Here is a 16,038-nt window from a genome sequence, read left to right as displayed (position 1 = left end):
ATTGAAAGTGCTACAGCGTCCTTTGCGCGTCTGAAAAGACGCGCGGCGCTGTAGAGAGGGCGGTCAGGCGAAAGAAGCGATCGCCGCGTGGCAGGCCTTGGYGAAATGACCGCAGCAGCCGGCAGCGCCCATGGCCTGGCGGCTGACGCGGGCACCCTCGAGCAGCAGCGTCAAAGTATCGGCAAGAAGCTGGGGTTCGCGCGCGCCGGCCGCCGAACAGAGCGCGGCCAAGCGATCACGCTGTTCGGCCTTGTGCCGCTCGATCATTTCGTGGGCGGGATGGCCCTCGCCCTTCAGCTCGATGGCGGCATTGGCGAGATCGCAGCCGGCGGGCTCGCCGTTCAGACACTGCGCCCGCAGTTCCACCCAGGCGTCCAGCTGGGCGCGCGGATTGCCGGGATAGGCCGCTTCCAGATCGCGCCAGATGGTACCCGCCTTTTCGGAGGCGCGGCGCAGCGTTTCGCAGACCAGTTCGTCCTTAGAGCCGAAATGCCGATAGAGCGTCATCTTGTTGGTCAGAGCCGCGTCGGCAATGGCGTCGACGCCGATGCCGCGGATGCCGCGCTCGCGGAAAAGCTCCGAGGCGGTCGAGACGATACGCTCCCGCGGCGGGATGCGATCTTCTGGAACGGCTGCGGAGATTTCATTCGAAGTTTCTGATTTTTTTGCGGACGTAGTCCTTGACATCAATGTGACCGATCGGTAACAAATGCATTGTTACTTACCGGTAACACCACGAAACGCGAAAGTCAATGCCGAGGGCATGGCAGCGGAAAGTGGAACACGGGCGACCGCCCACGAAAGGAGGACAACCATGACAAAGACCAGAGATGACCTGACGATATCCGAAGCCCTTCGCGACCCCCTGATTGCCATGGTGTTGCGCGCCGACGGCGTGAAGCTTGAAGACTTCAAGCAACTCCTGGAGACGGCCGCCCGCAAACGCGAACCGCGCTCGACTTCGGTGGGCAATATGATCGGAGCACTCGCAAACCGCGCCAATCTGCCGGCCATGCCCTGCTTCGGCTGACAAGCCGCCTGAATAGCTTGGGGATCTCTCCCTGCCCCCGTCAAGGGCTGCCGTCATAACCCGACGGCGGCCCTTGCCGCTTCAGAGGATCGGCTTGCCGCCGGTGACCGCGATTGTCGTGCCGGAGACGTAGCTCGACAAGGGATCGGCCAGCATCACATAAGCCGTCGCCAGCTCGGCCGGCTGGCCGGGCCGTTTCATCGGCACCTGCTTGCCGAAATTGCTGACGCTTTCTTCGGGCAGTGTCGAAGGGATCAGCGGCGTCCAGATCGGCCCCGGCGCCACCGCATTGGCGCGAATGCCTTTCTCGGCCAGAAGCTGGGCAAGGCCGGCGGTGAAATTCTGGATCGCGCCCTTGGTCGTCGCATAGGCAAGCAGCGTCGGGTTTGGACTGTCCGAATTGATCGAGGCCGTGTTGATGATGGCGCTGCCGGGTTTCATATGGGCGACGGCTGCCTTGGTCAGGTAGAACATCGAATGGATGTTGACCTTGAAGGTCAGCTCCCATTCCTCGTCGCTGATCTCGTCAATGCTCTTGAAGCTTGCCTGATGCGCGGCGTTGTTGACCAGAATGTCGATACCGCCAAGTTCCTTGACCGCCGTCTCGACGATCTGCCGGCAGTGGGCCGGATCCTGGATGTCACCGCTGACGAGGATAGCCTTGCGTCCGGCCTGCTCGACGAGCCGTTTCGTCTCATCGGCATCCTCATCCTCGTCGAGATAGGAGATCACAAGATCGGCACCCTCCCTGGCGTAAGCGATTGCCACCGCCCGACCGATGCCGCTATCGCCGCCGGTGATGATCGCCCGCTTGCCTTTCAACCTGTCGGCGCCGCGATAACTCTCCTCGCCGTGATCGGGAATAGGATCCATCTGCGCGGTAAAACCAGGCATCGGCTGTTTCTGGGATGGAAAAGGGGGTGTCGGGTAATTTGGCATCATGACCTCCTGTGTTCAGGGGGCAAACTCAGGCTAAGACTTGTTGTTCCAGCGGTCTTGCGGCAGCTTTGTTTTCGGACTAAAATGACTAGAAAATTGGTCATCAAGAGGGTGTCATGGCGAGTGTTAATTTAGCGGAAGCCAAGGCCCATCTCAGCGAATTGCTCAATCGCGTCGAAGCCGGCGAAACCGTCGAGATTTTGCGCCATGGCAAGCCGGTGGCGCAGCTCGTGCCCGTCAAGACGCGCAAAAAACCGGTCGATGTCGCGCGGCTGAAGGCATTGACCGCCTCGATGAAGCCGCCGGCCAAGCCGGTCGATTCCGCGACCTTCATCCGCGACATGCGCGACAATGATCGCTACTGATGCTTTATATCGACACATCAGTCCTCGTCGCCGCCTGGACGATCGAAACCCGCACGGACGACGTGCAGCAATGGCTGGCAGCGCGTCAATTCGAGGAGATCGCGGTCAGCGGCTGGACGATCACCGAATTTTCGAGCGCCATCGCGCTTAAGGCGAGAAACGGACAACTCGATCCGGACGATCGCAGCAAGGCTTTGGCGCTGTTCAAGGAGCTATGTTCGACGTCCTTCGAGCTCCTGCCCATATCGCGGTCGCACTTCATCGAAGCGGCACGAATGACCGATCAATTTAATATCGGTCTTCGCGCCGGTGATGCTCTGCATCTCGCTGTCGCGATCGGCAGCGACGCCACGCTCGTCACGCTGGACAAGGGGCTGGCAAAAGCTTGCAGCATCGTCGGTGCGCATTATCGGCTGTTATGAAGTGGACGATATCGTGGGTATCACTCAGCCTTCCATACGATCAACCTGCAAAATGTTGCGATTTGCCATAGCGACCGCTATGCCATAGTAATGTAACATGATCGCAGTTTTCATGAGGTGCGTGGAATTGGACGGAAAAACATCATCCGCAGTTTACTCCGAAGATGAAGGCGTTGCCAGCGAGGCCGATGGCAAGGGGGCACGCCGCGCGCGTGTCAGCGGCATCGACCGGGCGCTTCAGGTGATCGATCATCTTTATGAGACCGGATCGCCCGCCGGCGTTTATGCGATCGCCAAGGCGGTGAAGGCGCCGCTTTCGACCGTTTACGTCATCGTCGATGATCTCGTCGAGAAGAACATGCTGACGCGTCAGACGGACGGCTCGATCTGGCTCGGCGCGCGGCTCTACCACTACGGCCTTGCCTATGCACGGTCATTGGATTTCATGAGCATCGCCACCCACGAAATGCACGATCTCTGCCGCCAGGCCGGCGAAACCGTGCAGGTCTGCGGTCGCGACGGCGACTATATGCTGGTGCTCGCCATGGCCGACGGCCCGAGCCACTTCCAGGTCGCGTCCCGCGTTGGCACCCGGGTGCCGCTCAATTGGACGGCCTCCGGCCGCCTGCTCGTCGGCCACCTGCCCGAGCAGGAGCGCATCGAACTGTTCAAGCGCTGCGCCCGCTCTTCACCGACCGGCCGCGCCGAGATCGATCCGGGTACGCTATCGGAAGCCGCCGGCAAAGCCTTCGAGTCGCGCCTGTCGATCCAGGCGGGGGAATCCGATTATGCGGTTGCCTGCATCGCCTCGCCGATCTGCGATCGCGATGGCCAGTGCGTCGCCACCATTTCCATCGTGCTGCCGGAACAGAAGGCCTTTTCCGACGAGAACCACTATACGGCCCATGTGCGTAGTTCAGCGGAACGGATCGAAAAGCTGATGGGCTGGCGCAACCGCTGAGCATTGCGCTTTTCAGCGGATCCTACCTGTAGGAATAGCCGTGGCTGTGGCGCACCAGCTTGCGCGCCCGTGGCACATAGCGGCTGGCGGCAAAGGCATCTGCGCCCATCACGGCATAGCGCGGCTCGAACAGCTTGTTGAGGACCGAGACGTCGCCGTTGGAATCCGTCGCCTCGAGATCGGAATCGACCAGATCGAAAACGGTGAATTCCGCTTGCGAGCCGACCGAAAGCCGGTTTTCCATCGACAGCTTGATGACGGATGCCGGCGCATGGGTGACGGCTTCCACCACCTTGTCGAAAGGCATGCCGACGCTGAGCAGCTTCGACATCGTCGTCGCCAGGTCCCAGACCGGGAAGTTCATCGAATGGCCGTGCAGGTCAGTCGAGATCGAGAACGGCAGAAGCCCGCGCGCAATCGCCGCCTCGGCGACCTTGAAGGAGAAGGAGGCGCCGCCATGGCCGATGTCGAGGCGGATGCCCTCGGAGGCGCAGCGCTCGGCGAGATTGAAGAGGTCCTCGTCTTCCATGATGCTCGACCCGGCCTTGCCGTTGAAGCAGTGGGTGACGACGTCGCCGGGGCCGAGGATCTCGAGCACTTCGTCATAAAGCGCCGGCGGCTCGCCGACATGCACCATCATCGGCACTTTCAAAATCTTGGCGATCTTCTTGCCGAGCTTGACCGGCGTGACGCCCCAGGACCCGGTGATGACATGGCTGGCGCGCACCTTGATGCCGACGATGTGCTCGCTGTTTTCGGCATAAACTTCGAGAATGCGGTCGAGATCGATATCGCGAATATCCCGCAATTCCGCAACGCGGTTGCAGGCCACAAGACCGATCGAGCCGAGATTGAGGAAGGCCTTGATGCGCTCGCGTGAGGGCTCGATGATATATTCGCGGAAGCCATGAAAATTCGCCTCACCGGCCGAACCGGCATCGACCAGCGTGGTGACGCCGCGCTCGACGCCGCATTCGGACGGACGGATGGAAATATCAGTGCCGCCATGCCAGATATGCACGTGCAGGTCGACCCAGCCGGGCGAAATGAAGGCGCCCTTGCCGTCGATGCGCGTCACATCCTGCGAGACTGAAAGCGACGGACCGATCTCGGCGATCCTGCCGTCGGCATTGACGAGAATGTCGATTGCCCCCTCGGATGTGCCCGCACCGAAAGCGATCGGTTGGACATTGGTGAGGAGAAGCGGCTTCTTCGCCTGGTCGCCGGGCATGACATGCATTCCTTTCGAAGTCTCGGACCGGGATCGCTCCTCGGTCATCCGTCTGCGGGTTGCTCTGGAAGAGTAATGAGGAAGCTAGAGATGGCGCCTCAGGGCACCGCATCGCCATAATTCCATAATTATGCTATATAAGTCTTTATAATAGAATAAAGCTGAGGACGCCGCTGTCAAGAAAAATGACGTGGCCGTCACCACTGAGGAAACGTAAGCGGTGCGCTCCTTCCGAAGCGCCCCCGTTTCGAAGATCCGATAAATTCGCGTTTGTTTTCAATCTCGAAGGATCGAATAGTCAAGCCGTTCCAGGTGATCCGGATCGGCGATGGCGTCGATCGCGGCGATCCTGCCATCGGCGATCGTCAGCGCCACCACCACGCGGAGCTGGCCCTGGATCTCCACGACGAATCCGAGTTCGCCGTCGACAATGGCGATTTCTGCCGCCTGCGCCCGACCCTTGAAGGCTTCAGCCACGTGAGCTGCGCCGCGCATTTCGCCAATGGTGCCGAAGCGGGCCGCCGTCACATCCGGCCGGAAGACGACGTCAGGGGCAAGCACCGCGATTAACGCCTCCAGATCGCCGTTGCGCGACGCCGTCAGAAAGGCCTCGGCGATCGTCCGCTTGCGGCCGAGATCGACATCAGGTGCGTCGTCCAAACCCTGCACCCGGCGGCGGGCGCGGCTCGCGAGCTGGCGGGCGGCCGCGGACGAGCGACCGATGATCGGCGCGATCTCGTCGAAGGGCAGGTCGAACATGTCGTGCAGCACGAAGGCGACGCGTTCGGCGGGCGCCAGCGTCTGCAGCACGACGAGCAGTGCCAGACCGACCGAATCGGCAAAGGCGGCTTCGCGCTCGGGATCGTCCGTCGGATCGGCGATCCCGCCATGGACGGGCACCTCCAGCGGTTCCTCGCGCCGGGTCTTGCGGGCGCGCAGCATGTCGAGGCAGATGCGCGCCACCACCGTCGTCAGCCAGCCGCCGAGATTGCCGACCCCTGTCGTATCCGTGCGGCTGAGCCGCAGCCAGGCCTCCTGAACGGCATCATCAGCCTCGCTGCGTGAGCCGAGCATGCGATAGGCTGCGGCCCTCAGATGCGCTCTGTTCGCCTCAAACTCATCGGCCAGCCATTTTTTCTCGTCCATTTGTCACATTCCTCCGCTGCGTTCCGTCAAAGCCATGACGAATGAAACCCGGCCGATGTGACAGCGCCGGCGGATCGTCGAACAACAGTAAACGCATCAAGGAGACATACCATGCAGGAGAGAATGGGAAACCCCGCCCTCGTCCTTCCCGCGGCCATGCAGGCGCTCAATGCGCTCAGCAAGGTGCCGGTCGAAACCGGCCTTTCGCCCAAGCTGCTCGAACTCGTCAACCTGCGCGCCAGCCAGATCAACGGCTGCAGCGTCTGTGTCGACGGTCATCCCCGCATTGCAAAGAAGCTCGGCGAAACCGACGAAAGGCTCTTCGCCATCGGCGCCTGGCGCGACTCGCCCTATTTCACGGATGCCGAGCGGGCAGCTCTTGCGCTGACCGAGGCAGTCACCCGTGTCAGCGACCGCGCCGACCCTGTGCCGGACGATGTCTGGGACGAAGCGACCCGGCATTATGACGGCAGGAGCCTTGCGGCACTCGTCATCGCCATCGCCAACATCAATGTCTGGAACCGGCTGAACATCGCCACCCGCCAGATCGCCGGGGCCTGGAAGCCGTAAACGGCGGGACGCCGGCAGCGCGTCACCCCTGCGCTGCCGGCAACCATTCATCCCTAATCAGCATGGCTTCAGACCATGCGAAACAATCGGTCGTTCAGATGATGCCGCCGCCGCCGGCAGCGGATGCCGGGCGCTCGGCCGCCACTTGTCTGCGATAGCCGCTGGCGCGATAGACGGCGATCGGGTCGATCGCGCCGCCGGCCCTGCGTCGGGCTTCGGCGAGGATCGGCTCGACATCGGCGCGATAGGCGCGCTTCAACGTTTCCGATGCCATCAGCGCGTCGTTGTCGTCCTGGTAACCGGAGAGCGCCTTGCGGTCGACGAGCAGCGCCTGTGCATAGGCACGGCGGATTTCGTTGGCGCTGTTAATCAGGCTTTCGATCGGGTCGGTGACATTGTGCGACTGGTCGATCATATGGGCCGGGTTGAAGTCATTGACGCCGCGCTGCTCGGCATCGACCAGTTCGTTGAAGACGAGGAACAGCCGGTAGGGATCGATCGCGCCGGCGTCGAGATCGTCGTCGCCATACTTCGAATCGTTGAAGTGGAAACCGCCGAGCTTGCCGAACTGGATCAGGCGGGCGACGATCATCTCGATATTGGTGTTCGGCGCATGGTGACCGAGATCGACGAGGCAATAGGCCTTGGGGCCGAGCGTCTGAGCGATCAGGTAGTTGGTGCCCCAATCCTGCACGATGGTGGAATAGAAGGCCGGCTCGTACATCTTGTGCTCGGAGAACAGCTTCCAATCATCAGGCAGCGCCTTGTAGATGTCCGCCATCGAGGCGAGGTAACGCTCGAAAGCCTTGGTGAAATGGCTCTGGCCGGGGAAGTTCGAACCGTCGCCGATCCAGACCGTCAGTGCCTTGGAGCCGAGCGCCTTGCCGATTTCGATGCATTCGAGATTGTGCTCGACCGCTTGCGCCCGTGTTGCCGCATCGGTGTGGCTGAGCGAGCCGTATTTATAGGAATGGGCCTGGCCGGGCGCATCGGAAAAGGTGTTGGAATTCATCGCATCGAAGCCGAGGCCGAGCGCATCACCCTTGGCCTTCAACTCCCTGGCATCGGCCTTGTCCCAGGGAATATGCAGCGAGACATTCGGCGTCGCCTGCGTCAGCTGGTTGATGACGGCGCAATCGTCGAGCTTGTCGAAGATGCCGCGCGGCTCGCCGGTGCCGGGGAAACGGGCAAAACGCGTGCCGCCGGTGCCGACGCCCCAAGAGGGAACGGCGACGAAGAATTCCGCAACCTTCCGGGTGACTGCTTCGATATCGACGCCGCGGCGGGCAAGCGTCGCGCCCAGTGCCTCGTAGTCGGCTTTCAGCGCTGTTGCCCGCTTGTCGTTATCCGTCGCAACCAGATCCTGCGCGATCCTGAATTCGGCCATTTCTTCCTCCCGATTGTTTCTTTCTCCTTTCTCCCCAGCGGGGAGAAGGTGGCCCGAAGGGTCGGATGAGGCGGCACGGCAGGACATTAATAGTCCTTCGCTTCCCGCTCGGAACACGCATCGCTTCGCTCTGCGTCCCCTCATCTGCCTGCCGGCATCTTCTCCCCGCCGGGGAGAAGAGCGACCCTCTTACCGCGTAAAACTCTGTACGTTGCCGGCATCGACGTTGATGATGTTGCCGGTCGATTTTGCCGAAAGGTCCGATGCGAGGAAATAGATCGCCTCGGCGATATCTTCCGGAAACACGTTGAGTTTCAGCATCGAACGCTTGCGGTAATGTTCCTCGAGATCGTCCACCTCGATCTTGGACGAGGCGGCGCGCTGCTCGCGCCATTCGCCGCTCCAGATCTTCGAGCCGCGCAGGACGGCATCCGGGTTGACGGTGTTGACGCGGATGCCGGCATCCGCGCCTTCCAGCGCCAGGCAGCGAGCGAGATGGATTTCGGCAGCCTTTGCCGTGCAATAGGCAGATGCATTCGGCGAAGCGGCAAGACCGTTCTTCGAAGCGACGAAGATGACGTTGCCGCCGAGCGCCTGACGGCGGAACAGCCGGAACGCTTCGCGCGACACGAGGAAATAGCCGGTCGCCAGAATATCGATATTGCGGTTCCACGTCGACAGCTCGGTGGCTTCGATCGGCGCGGACGAGGCAATGCCGGCGTTCGAGACGAGGATATCGATGCCGCCGAATTCAACGCAGGCTTCCGCGAAGGAGGCGATCACGGCATCTTCCTTGGTGACGTCAAGCCGGACGCTGCGTACGGCGTCAGCGCCATATCTCTTGACGAAATCGGCTTCGGTGCCCTCGAGTGCTGCCTGGTCAATATCGGCAAGCACCACGCAGGCGCCTTCACCGACGAGGCGCGCGGCCGTCGCCCGGCCGATGCCGCCGGCGCCGCCGGTGACGAAGGCGACGCGGCCGGCAAGGCTCTTCGGCTTCGGCATGCGCTGCAGCTTGGCCTCTTCGAGCAGCCAGTATTCGATGTCGAAGGCTTCCTGCTCGGGCAGGCCCTGATATTCCGAGACCATCGAGGCGCCGCGCATGACGTTGATTGCGTTGACGTAGAATTCGCTGGCAATACGAGCCGTCGCCTTGTCGCGGGCAAAGGACAGYATGCCGACGCCAGGAACGAGGAAGATGACGGGATTGGCATCGCGGATGGCAGGCGAATTGTCATGCTTGCAGTCGTTGTAATAGCGGGCGTAATCGGCGCGGTAATCCTCCAGCGCCTTGTCGAGACCGGCAACGATCGCGTCGACATCCGGCTTGGCCGGGTCGAAATCGACGATCAGCGGGCGGATCTTGGTGCGCAGGAAATGATCCGGGCAGCTGGTGCCGAGCGCGCCGAGCGGGCGCAAATCCCGGGAATTGACGAATTCGAGCACCGCGCCCTGATCGTCGAAATGTCCGAGCTTGCGCTCCTGCTTGCCGATGCGGCCACGGATCTCCGGCATCAGCCGGGCGGCGATGGCGCGGCGTTCGGCGGCGGCCAGGCTCTCAGTGAGCGCACCGCCGAAAATCGTCTTGCCCTCGGTCTTTTCGGCAAACCAGACGATCGCCTTGTTGATGATGTCGAGCGTCAGCTCGTAGCAGGCCTTGGCATCATCAGCCCAGGTAAAGAGGCCGTGGCTTTCGAGCACGACACCCTTGGCATTCGGATTGGCGGCGACGAATGCGCCAAGGTCCAGGCCGAGCTGGAAGCCCGGACGACGCCAGGGCAGCCAACCGATCTCGTCGCCGAAGATCTGCTGCGTCAATTCCCTCGAATTCTTCGACGCGGCGATCGCGATGATCGCGTCAGGATGCATGTGGTCGACATGGGTGAAAGGCACGAAACCGTGCAGCGGCGTATCGATCGAGGCGGCGCGGGCGTTCAGGTTGAAGGTGCAGTGCGGCAGGAAGCCGACCATGCGGTCCTCGTCCTCGACGCCCTTGTAGATGCTCTTCAGCGATTCCAGCTTGTCCTGGTAGAGCGTCGCGAAACCGTCGAGCTTGATCGTGCCGACATCGCCGCCCGATCCCTTGACCCAGAGTACCTTGACCTTGCCGCCGGTCAGAGGATCGGTTTCCAGCACCTTCGCCGAGGTGTTGCCGCCGCCGTAATTGGTGATGCGCTTGTCGGCGCCGAGCAGGTTGGAGCGATAGAGCAGCTTGCCAGGCTCATCGAGGCCTGCCGCGTAAGCATCATTCCACCGGTTTTCCAGAAGCCGGACGTTCGCCGCCATGTCATCCTCCCATATGAAATCTTCATCGGGACGCAAAGTTCGCGCCCTTTTCGCTGACGGTATCGCTCATCAAAACGCAGCTTGTCAATCGAAAACGATCAAATTCGATTATTGTGCAGCGCAATATGAAAATTTATGATCGTTTTTGATTGACACATTGTCATATGTGCGAAATAAACGATTAAAGGAGGAGCCCCATGCACGAACGCGAACGCCATCGCATCATTCTGAGCGCCGTTCAGGAAAAGTCCGTCGTGACGGTTCAGGATATTTCCGAACTGACCGAGGCTTCCGAGGCGACGATCCGGCGCGACATCGCGGCTCTTCATGTTCAGGGCAAGATCCGGCGCGTGCGCGGCGGCGCCGAGGCAGTGCATCCGCCGCAGCTCGGCAATCTCGCCGGGCGCCCCTTCCGGGTATCGGAATCGGTCAACATCGATAAGAAACGCGCAATCGCCCGCCAGGCAGTCGAGCTTTGCGATCCTGGCGACGCGATCATCATCAACGGTGGCACGACCACCTTCCAGATGGTGCATTTCATGGCGGCGCACCGCCTGCAGGTGATGACCAATTCTTTCGCCATCGCCGAACATCTGGTCAAGCATTCGAAGAACACGGTGACGGTGCCGGGCGGCGCGATTTATCGCGAGCAGAGCCTGATCCTCTCCCCTTTCGACAATGACGCCATCCGCAATTTCTACGCTCGCCGCTTCTTCATCGGCGCGCAGGGCGTCGGCCCGCTCGGCATCATGGAAGCCGACGCGCTGATCATCCAAAGCGAGCAGAAGCTGATGCATCAGGCCGACGAACTGGTCGTCATGGCCGATTCCAGCAAGTTCCATCGCCGGTCGAGCCTCATTCTGTGCCCGCTCGAGCGCGTGTCTACGATCATCACCGATGACGGCATTCCCGAGGAAGCCGTCAGGATGATCGAGAATGCCGGCATCAGGCTCATTGTCGCGAGCCCGGTCGCCCAGGCAATCAAGGAGGATTCCTCGTCGGTCGCATAAGGCGCCGGCCAGGTGTGAAGAGTGTCAATCAAGTGGGAGGATGAAAGCATGAAACTCGCAAAGAAACTCGCAATCGGCGTGGCATTTGCCGTCGCCATGATGGCCGGCACGGCAAGTGCTGCCGACATCAAGATCGGTCTCGTCGTCAAGTCGCTCGGCAACGGCTTCTTCGATGCTGCCAACAAGGGCGCGCAGGAAGCCGCCAAGGAACTCGGCGGCGTCGAGGTCATCTATACCGGTCCGACGACGACGACGGCCGAAGGCCAGATCGAAGTCATCAACTCGCTGATCGCCCAGGGCGTCAGCGCCATCGCGGTTTCGGCCAACGATCCCGACGCGCTCGTTCCGGCGCTGAAGAAGGCCACACAGCGCGGCATCAAGGTCATCTCCTGGGATTCCGGCGTCGCGCCTGAAGGCCGTATCCTTCAGCTCAACCCGTCGTCCAACGAGTTGATTGGCAAGATGTGCCTGACCCTCGTCAAGGACCATCTCGACGGCGGCAAGGGTGACTTCGCCATCCTGTCGGCAACGACCACCTCGACCAACCAGAACATCTGGATCGACCAGATGAAGAAGCAGCTCAAGGATTTCCCGGGCCTCAACCTCGTCACCACGGTCTATGGCGACGACCTCTCGGACAAGTCCTATCGTGAAGCCGAGGGCCTCTTGAAGGCGAACCCGAACATCAAGGTCATTGTCGCTCCGACGACGGTCGGCGTTCTCGCCGCGTCGAAGGTCGTCGAAGACAAGGGCCTTGTCGGCAAGGTCTACGTCACCGGCCTTGGCCTGCCGTCCGAAATGGCCGGCGCGATCAAGTCGGGCGCGACGAAGGAATTCGCCATCTGGAACCCGATCGATCTCGGCTACTCCGCAACGCAGATCGCCTATCGCCTCGTCAAGGGCGAGACCGACGGCAAGCCGGGCAGCGAGATCGAGGCCGGCCGCATGGGCAAGATCAAGGTCGGCGACAATGGTGAAGCCGCCATGGCCGATCCCTTCGTCTACAATGCTACGAACATCGACCAGTTCTCCAAGGTCTTCTGATCTGCAGCCGACGCATAAAAGCCCGGCGGCCTGATGGCCGCCGGGATTCTCATTCGACACTGGTAGAAGCTCGATGAACGCTGCCTTTCAACAAACCGCCACGGACAGCAAAACCGGTGATGCGCCCGCCATTCTGGAAATGCGCGGCATCTCCCAGATCTTCCCGGGCGTGAAGGCGCTCGACAATGTCAGCATTGCGCTGCATCCGGGCACGGTGACCGCGCTGATCGGCGAAAACGGCGCCGGTAAATCGACGCTGGTCAAGATCCTGACTGGCATCTACAGGCCGAATGAAGGCGAGATCCTCGTCGACGGCCAACCGGTGACCTTTGCCAGCGCCCAGGCCGCAATCGATGCCGGCGTTACCGCCATCCATCAGGAAACCGTGCTGTTCGACGAACTGACGGTTGCCGAAAACATTTTCCTCGGCCATGCGCCGCGCACGCGTTTGCGCACCATCGACTGGCAGGCGATGAACAGCCGCGCGAAGGCGCTGTTGACCGCGCTCGAAAGCAATATCGATCCGACGATCCGGCTGAAGGACCTCTCGATCGCGCAGCGCCATCTGGTGGCGATTGCGCGCGCTCTGTCGATCGAGGCCCGCATCGTCATCATGGACGAACCGACGGCAGCCCTTTCCCGCAAGGAGATCGACGATCTCTTCCRCATCGTCCGGGGCCTGAAGGAAAAGGGCAAGGCGATCCTCTTCATCAGCCACAAGTTCGACGAGGTGTACGAGATCGCCGACGATTTCGTCGTCTTCCGCGACGGCCGCGCCGTCGGCCAGGGCCGGCTCAAGGAAACGCCGCAGGACGAGATCGTCCGCATGATGGTCGGGCGCGACGTCGAGAATGCCTTTCCGAAGGTCGATGTCGCCATCGGCGGCCCGGTTCTCGAGATCCGCAACTATAGCCACCGCACCGAATTCCGCGACATCTCCTTCACCCTGCGCCAGGGCGAGATTCTCGGCATTTACGGCCTGATCGGCGCCGGGCGTTCGGAACTGTCCCAATCGCTCTTCGGCATCACAAGGCCGCTCTCCGGAACCATGATGCTCGAAGGCCGCGAGATCACCATCCATTCGCCGCAGGATGCGATCCGGGCCGGCATCGTCTATGTGCCGGAGGAACGCGGCCGCCACGGGCTGGCGCTGCCGATGCCGATCTTCCAGAACATGACGCTGCCCTCGCTCGCCCGCACCTCGCGCCGAGGCTTCCTCAGGGCGGCCAACGAATTCGCGCTCGCGCGCAAATATGCCGAGCGGCTGGACTTACGCGCCGCTGCCCTTTCCGTCCCTGTCGGCACGCTCTCCGGCGGCAACCAGCAGAAGGTCGTCATCGGCAAATGGCTGGCGACGGCGCCGAAGGTCATCATCCTCGATGAACCCACAAAGGGCATCGACATCGGTTCGAAGGCGGCCGTGCACGGCTTCATCAGCGAACTCGCCGCCGAGGGCCTGTCGATCATCATGGTCTCGTCCGAACTGCCCGAAATCATCGGCATGTCGGATCGCGTCCTGGTGATGAAGGAAGGTCTCGCCGCCGGAATTTTCGACCGCGCCGACCTGTCGCCGGAAGCGCTGGTGCGCGCCGCCACCGGCAATGCATGAGGCCCGCAATGCATAAGGCCCAGCAATTCATAAGGTAAGAGCATGGCAAGACTGATCAGAAAACGCGAAACCCTGCTGTTCCTCATCATCGTCGTGATGATCGCGATCTTTTCGACGCGCGCTGCCGATTTCGCAACGCCGGAGAATCTCGCCGGCATTTTCAACGATACCTCCATCCTGATCATCCTGGCGCTCGCGCAGATGACGGTCATCCTGACGAAATCGATCGACCTGTCGGTTGCCGCCAACCTCGCCTTCACCGGCATGGCGATCGCGATGATGAATGCCGCCTATCCCGATCTGCCGCTCGTCGTGCTCATCCTTGCCGCGATCGTCATCGGCGCCTGCCTCGGCGCCATCAACGGCCTTCTCGTCTGGGCGCTCGAAATTCCGCCGATCGTCGTGACACTCGGCACGCTCACCATCTATCGCGGCATGGCCTTCGTGCTGTCGGGCGGGGCGTGGGTCAACGCCCACCAGATGACGCCGATCTTCCTGTCGGTGCCGCGCACGCCGATCCTCGGCCTGCCCGTTCTCGGCTGGGTGGGGATCGTTATCGTGCTGCTGATGTATGTCCTGCTCCGATACACCCAGTTCGGCCGCTCGGCCTATGCCACCGGCGGCAATCCGACCGCGGCCGTCTATGCCGGCATCGATACGGGCTGGACGAAATTCCTGGCCTTCGTTCTGTCGGGCGCGCTGGCCGGTCTTGCGAGCTATCTCTGGGTGTCGCGTTATGCTGTTGCCTATGTCGATATCGCCAACGGCTTCGAGCTCGACAGCGTCGCGGCCTGCGTTATCGGCGGCATCTCGATTGCCGGCGGCGTCGGCTCGGTCGCCGGCACCGTGCTCGGCGCGCTCTTCCTCGGCGTCATCAAGAATGCATTGCCGGTGATCGGCATTTCACCCTTCACGCAGATGGCGATCTCCGGAACCGTCATCATTCTCGCCGTCGCCTTCAACGCCAGGCGCGAGCGCAACCGCGGCCGCATCATCCTGCGCGACCGCGCCGCGGCCGAGATCAGAACGGAGGCCGCAGCATGAGCACCGTGTCTACACACGAAAAGCGGGTCATTCCCGACCGCCTCGGCACACCCTTCCGCCGCATCCTCGCGAGCTGGGAAGTACTGCTCTTTGCCGTCGCCGTGCTGATCTTCATCTTCAATTCGCTCGCCTCGCCCTATTTCCTCGATGCCTGGAACCTCTCGGACGCCACCTTCAACTTCACCGAAAAGGCAATGATCGCCTTCGCCATGGCGCTGCTCGTCATATCAGGCGAGATCGACCTCTCGGTCGCCGCGATCATCGCGCTCGCCTCGACGGCAATGGGCGCGGCAGCGCAGGTCGGCATCGGCACACCGGGCCTGGTCGCGATCGGCATCGGCACCGGCCTTGCCTGCGGCATCTTCAACGGCGTTCTGGTCTCGGTGCTGAAACTGCCGTCGATCGTCGTCACCATCGGCACGATGAGCCTTTTCCGCGGCATTTCCTATATCGTCCTCGGTGATCAGGCCTATGGCAAATACCCGGCTGATTTCGCCTATTTCGGCCAGGGCTATGTCGTCTGGGTATTCTCCTTCGAATTCGTGCTCTTCATCGTGCTGGCGATCCTCTTCGCCATCCTCCTGCATGCGACGAATTTCGGTCGGCAGGTCTATGCGATCGGCAACAACGACTTCGCCGCCCGCTTCTCCGGCATTCCGGTCGAGCGCGTCAAATTCATCCTCTTCCTGTTGACCGGCGTCATGAGCGGCGTTGCCGCCGTCTGCTTGACCTCACGCCTCGGCTCGACCCGGCCGTCAATCGCCCAGGGCTGGGAACTTGAGGTCGTCACCATGGTCGTGCTCGGCGGCATCTCGATCCTCGGCGGCTCCGGCACCATCGTCGGCGTCGTCATCGCCGCCTTCGTCATGGGTCTCGTCACCTTCGGCCTCGGCCTGCTGAACGTGCCAGGCATCGTCATGTCGATCTTCATCGGCCTGCTTCTGATCATCACCATCGCCATCCCGATCATCGCCCGCCGCATCAAGGTCATGAG

General features: G+C 61.7%; 16 protein-coding genes. 10 read left to right on the top strand and 6 right to left on the bottom strand.

Annotated elements, in window-relative coordinates; translation table 11 throughout:
* Positions 1–63: 63 nt before the first annotated feature.
* On the bottom strand, positions 64–687 hold the full coding sequence (locus AC1D1Z_RS26925; protein WP_477852123.1) for a TetR/AcrR family transcriptional regulator: 624 nt from the start codon (positions 685–687) through the stop codon (positions 64–66).
* A gap of 127 nt (positions 688–814) precedes the next feature.
* On the opposite strand from AC1D1Z_RS26925, the gene AC1D1Z_RS26920 reads away from it, so the two are divergent.
* Positions 815–1,030 carry a hypothetical protein gene (locus AC1D1Z_RS26920; protein ID WP_018448558.1) on the top strand — a complete coding sequence of 72 codons (216 nt, stop codon included), beginning with the start codon at positions 815–817 and terminating at the stop codon, positions 1,028–1,030.
* A gap of 81 nt (positions 1,031–1,111) precedes the next feature.
* Here AC1D1Z_RS26920 and AC1D1Z_RS26915 read toward each other — a convergent pair whose 3' ends face one another.
* Entirely contained in the window at positions 1,112–1,969 is an 858-nt protein-coding gene (locus tag AC1D1Z_RS26915; protein ID WP_112908875.1) for an SDR family oxidoreductase, read from the bottom strand.
* Between the two features lie 116 nt (positions 1,970–2,085).
* Here AC1D1Z_RS26915 and AC1D1Z_RS26910 point away from each other — a divergent pair, with 116 nt between their 5' ends.
* From AC1D1Z_RS26910 to AC1D1Z_RS26900, 3 genes are all read left to right on the top strand, one after another.
* Positions 2,086–2,334, top strand: a complete 249-nt coding sequence (locus AC1D1Z_RS26910) for a type II toxin-antitoxin system Phd/YefM family antitoxin (RefSeq protein ID WP_018246541.1) — start codon at positions 2,086–2,088, stop codon at positions 2,332–2,334.
* Complete coding sequence (locus AC1D1Z_RS26905; protein WP_018448556.1) at positions 2,334–2,756, top strand: type II toxin-antitoxin system VapC family toxin; 423 nt, start codon at positions 2,334–2,336, stop codon at positions 2,754–2,756. The genes AC1D1Z_RS26910 and AC1D1Z_RS26905 overlap by 1 nt, the downstream gene beginning before the upstream one ends.
* A 112-nt stretch (positions 2,757–2,868) precedes the next feature.
* Entirely contained in the window at positions 2,869–3,717 is an 849-nt protein-coding gene (locus AC1D1Z_RS26900) for an IclR family transcriptional regulator (protein ID WP_032994886.1), read from the top strand.
* A 22-nt stretch (positions 3,718–3,739) separates the two neighbouring features.
* On the opposite strand, the gene AC1D1Z_RS26895 is transcribed toward AC1D1Z_RS26900, so the two are convergent.
* Complete coding sequence (locus AC1D1Z_RS26895; RefSeq protein ID WP_446980194.1) at positions 3,740–4,948, bottom strand: amidohydrolase/deacetylase family metallohydrolase; 1,209 nt, start codon at positions 4,946–4,948, stop codon at positions 3,740–3,742.
* 276 nt (positions 4,949–5,224) lie between these two features.
* Complete coding sequence (locus tag AC1D1Z_RS26890; protein WP_446980193.1) at positions 5,225–6,094, bottom strand: sigma-70 family RNA polymerase sigma factor; 870 nt, start codon at positions 6,092–6,094, stop codon at positions 5,225–5,227.
* Between the two features lie 111 nt (positions 6,095–6,205).
* On the opposite strand from AC1D1Z_RS26890, the gene AC1D1Z_RS26885 reads away from it, so the two are divergent.
* Complete coding sequence (locus AC1D1Z_RS26885) at positions 6,206–6,664, top strand: carboxymuconolactone decarboxylase family protein (RefSeq protein WP_018448552.1); 459 nt, start codon at positions 6,206–6,208, stop codon at positions 6,662–6,664.
* A gap of 94 nt (positions 6,665–6,758) precedes the next feature.
* Here the strand turns inward: AC1D1Z_RS26885 and rhaI are convergent, their stop codons facing one another.
* Positions 6,759–8,051 carry an L-rhamnose catabolism isomerase gene (rhaI, locus tag AC1D1Z_RS26880; protein ID WP_168319557.1) on the bottom strand — a complete coding sequence of 431 codons (1,293 nt, stop codon included), beginning with the start codon at positions 8,049–8,051 and terminating at the stop codon, positions 6,759–6,761.
* Positions 8,052–8,240: 189 nt separating this feature from the next.
* A complete protein-coding gene (locus AC1D1Z_RS26875; protein WP_477852118.1) occupies positions 8,241–10,337 on the bottom strand; it encodes a bifunctional rhamnulose-1-phosphate aldolase/short-chain dehydrogenase in 2,097 nt (698 codons plus the stop codon).
* 197 nt (positions 10,338–10,534) lie between these two features.
* Here AC1D1Z_RS26875 and AC1D1Z_RS26870 point away from each other — a divergent pair, with 197 nt between their 5' ends.
* From AC1D1Z_RS26870 to AC1D1Z_RS26850, 5 genes are all read left to right on the top strand, one after another.
* Complete coding sequence (locus AC1D1Z_RS26870; protein WP_018246533.1) at positions 10,535–11,347, top strand: DeoR/GlpR family DNA-binding transcription regulator; 813 nt, start codon at positions 10,535–10,537, stop codon at positions 11,345–11,347.
* Between the two features lie 48 nt (positions 11,348–11,395).
* Positions 11,396–12,391, top strand: coding sequence for a rhamnose ABC transporter substrate-binding protein (rhaS, locus tag AC1D1Z_RS26865; RefSeq protein WP_018448549.1), 996 nt, complete (start codon positions 11,396–11,398; stop codon positions 12,389–12,391).
* Between the two features lie 73 nt (positions 12,392–12,464).
* Positions 12,465–14,000 carry a sugar ABC transporter ATP-binding protein gene (locus AC1D1Z_RS26860; protein ID WP_477852114.1) on the top strand — a complete coding sequence of 512 codons (1,536 nt, stop codon included), beginning with the start codon at positions 12,465–12,467 and terminating at the stop codon, positions 13,998–14,000.
* A gap of 42 nt (positions 14,001–14,042) precedes the next feature.
* On the top strand, positions 14,043–15,044 hold the full coding sequence (locus tag AC1D1Z_RS26855) for an ABC transporter permease (RefSeq protein ID WP_018448547.1): 1,002 nt from the start codon (positions 14,043–14,045) through the stop codon (positions 15,042–15,044).
* The coding region (locus AC1D1Z_RS26850; protein ID WP_477852112.1) for an ABC transporter permease at positions 15,041–16,038 on the top strand (998 nt) is incomplete at its 3' end. The genes AC1D1Z_RS26855 and AC1D1Z_RS26850, both read left to right, overlap by 4 nt.

Source organism: Rhizobium sp. P1_E1, assembly GCF_056406015.1.
Note: the sequence above shows the minus strand (reverse complement) of the source record. Positions and strands in the feature narration are given on the sequence as shown.

Excerpts from the sequence above, each read along its gene's own strand:
- AC1D1Z_RS26920 (WP_018448558.1), top strand. The coding sequence starts at position 815 with ATGACAAAGACCAGAGATGACCTGACGATATCCGAAGCCCTTCGCGAC.
- AC1D1Z_RS26915 (WP_112908875.1), bottom strand. The coding sequence starts at position 1,969 with ATGCCAAATTACCCGACACCCCCTTTTCCATCCCAGAAACAGCCGATG.
- AC1D1Z_RS26910 (WP_018246541.1), top strand. The coding sequence starts at position 2,086 with ATGGCGAGTGTTAATTTAGCGGAAGCCAAGGCCCATCTCAGCGAATTG.
- AC1D1Z_RS26905 (WP_018448556.1), top strand. The coding sequence starts at position 2,334 with ATGCTTTATATCGACACATCAGTCCTCGTCGCCGCCTGGACGATCGAA.
- AC1D1Z_RS26900 (WP_032994886.1), top strand. The coding sequence starts at position 2,869 with ATGAGGTGCGTGGAATTGGACGGAAAAACATCATCCGCAGTTTACTCC.
- AC1D1Z_RS26895 (WP_446980194.1), bottom strand. The coding sequence starts at position 4,948 with ATGCCCGGCGACCAGGCGAAGAAGCCGCTTCTCCTCACCAATGTCCAA.
- AC1D1Z_RS26890 (WP_446980193.1), bottom strand. The coding sequence starts at position 6,094 with ATGGACGAGAAAAAATGGCTGGCCGATGAGTTTGAGGCGAACAGAGCG.
- AC1D1Z_RS26885 (WP_018448552.1), top strand. The coding sequence starts at position 6,206 with ATGCAGGAGAGAATGGGAAACCCCGCCCTCGTCCTTCCCGCGGCCATG.
- rhaI (WP_168319557.1), bottom strand. The coding sequence starts at position 8,051 with ATGGCCGAATTCAGGATCGCGCAGGATCTGGTTGCGACGGATAACGAC.
- AC1D1Z_RS26870 (WP_018246533.1), top strand. The coding sequence starts at position 10,535 with ATGCACGAACGCGAACGCCATCGCATCATTCTGAGCGCCGTTCAGGAA.
- rhaS (WP_018448549.1), top strand. The coding sequence starts at position 11,396 with ATGAAACTCGCAAAGAAACTCGCAATCGGCGTGGCATTTGCCGTCGCC.
- AC1D1Z_RS26855 (WP_018448547.1), top strand. The coding sequence starts at position 14,043 with ATGGCAAGACTGATCAGAAAACGCGAAACCCTGCTGTTCCTCATCATC.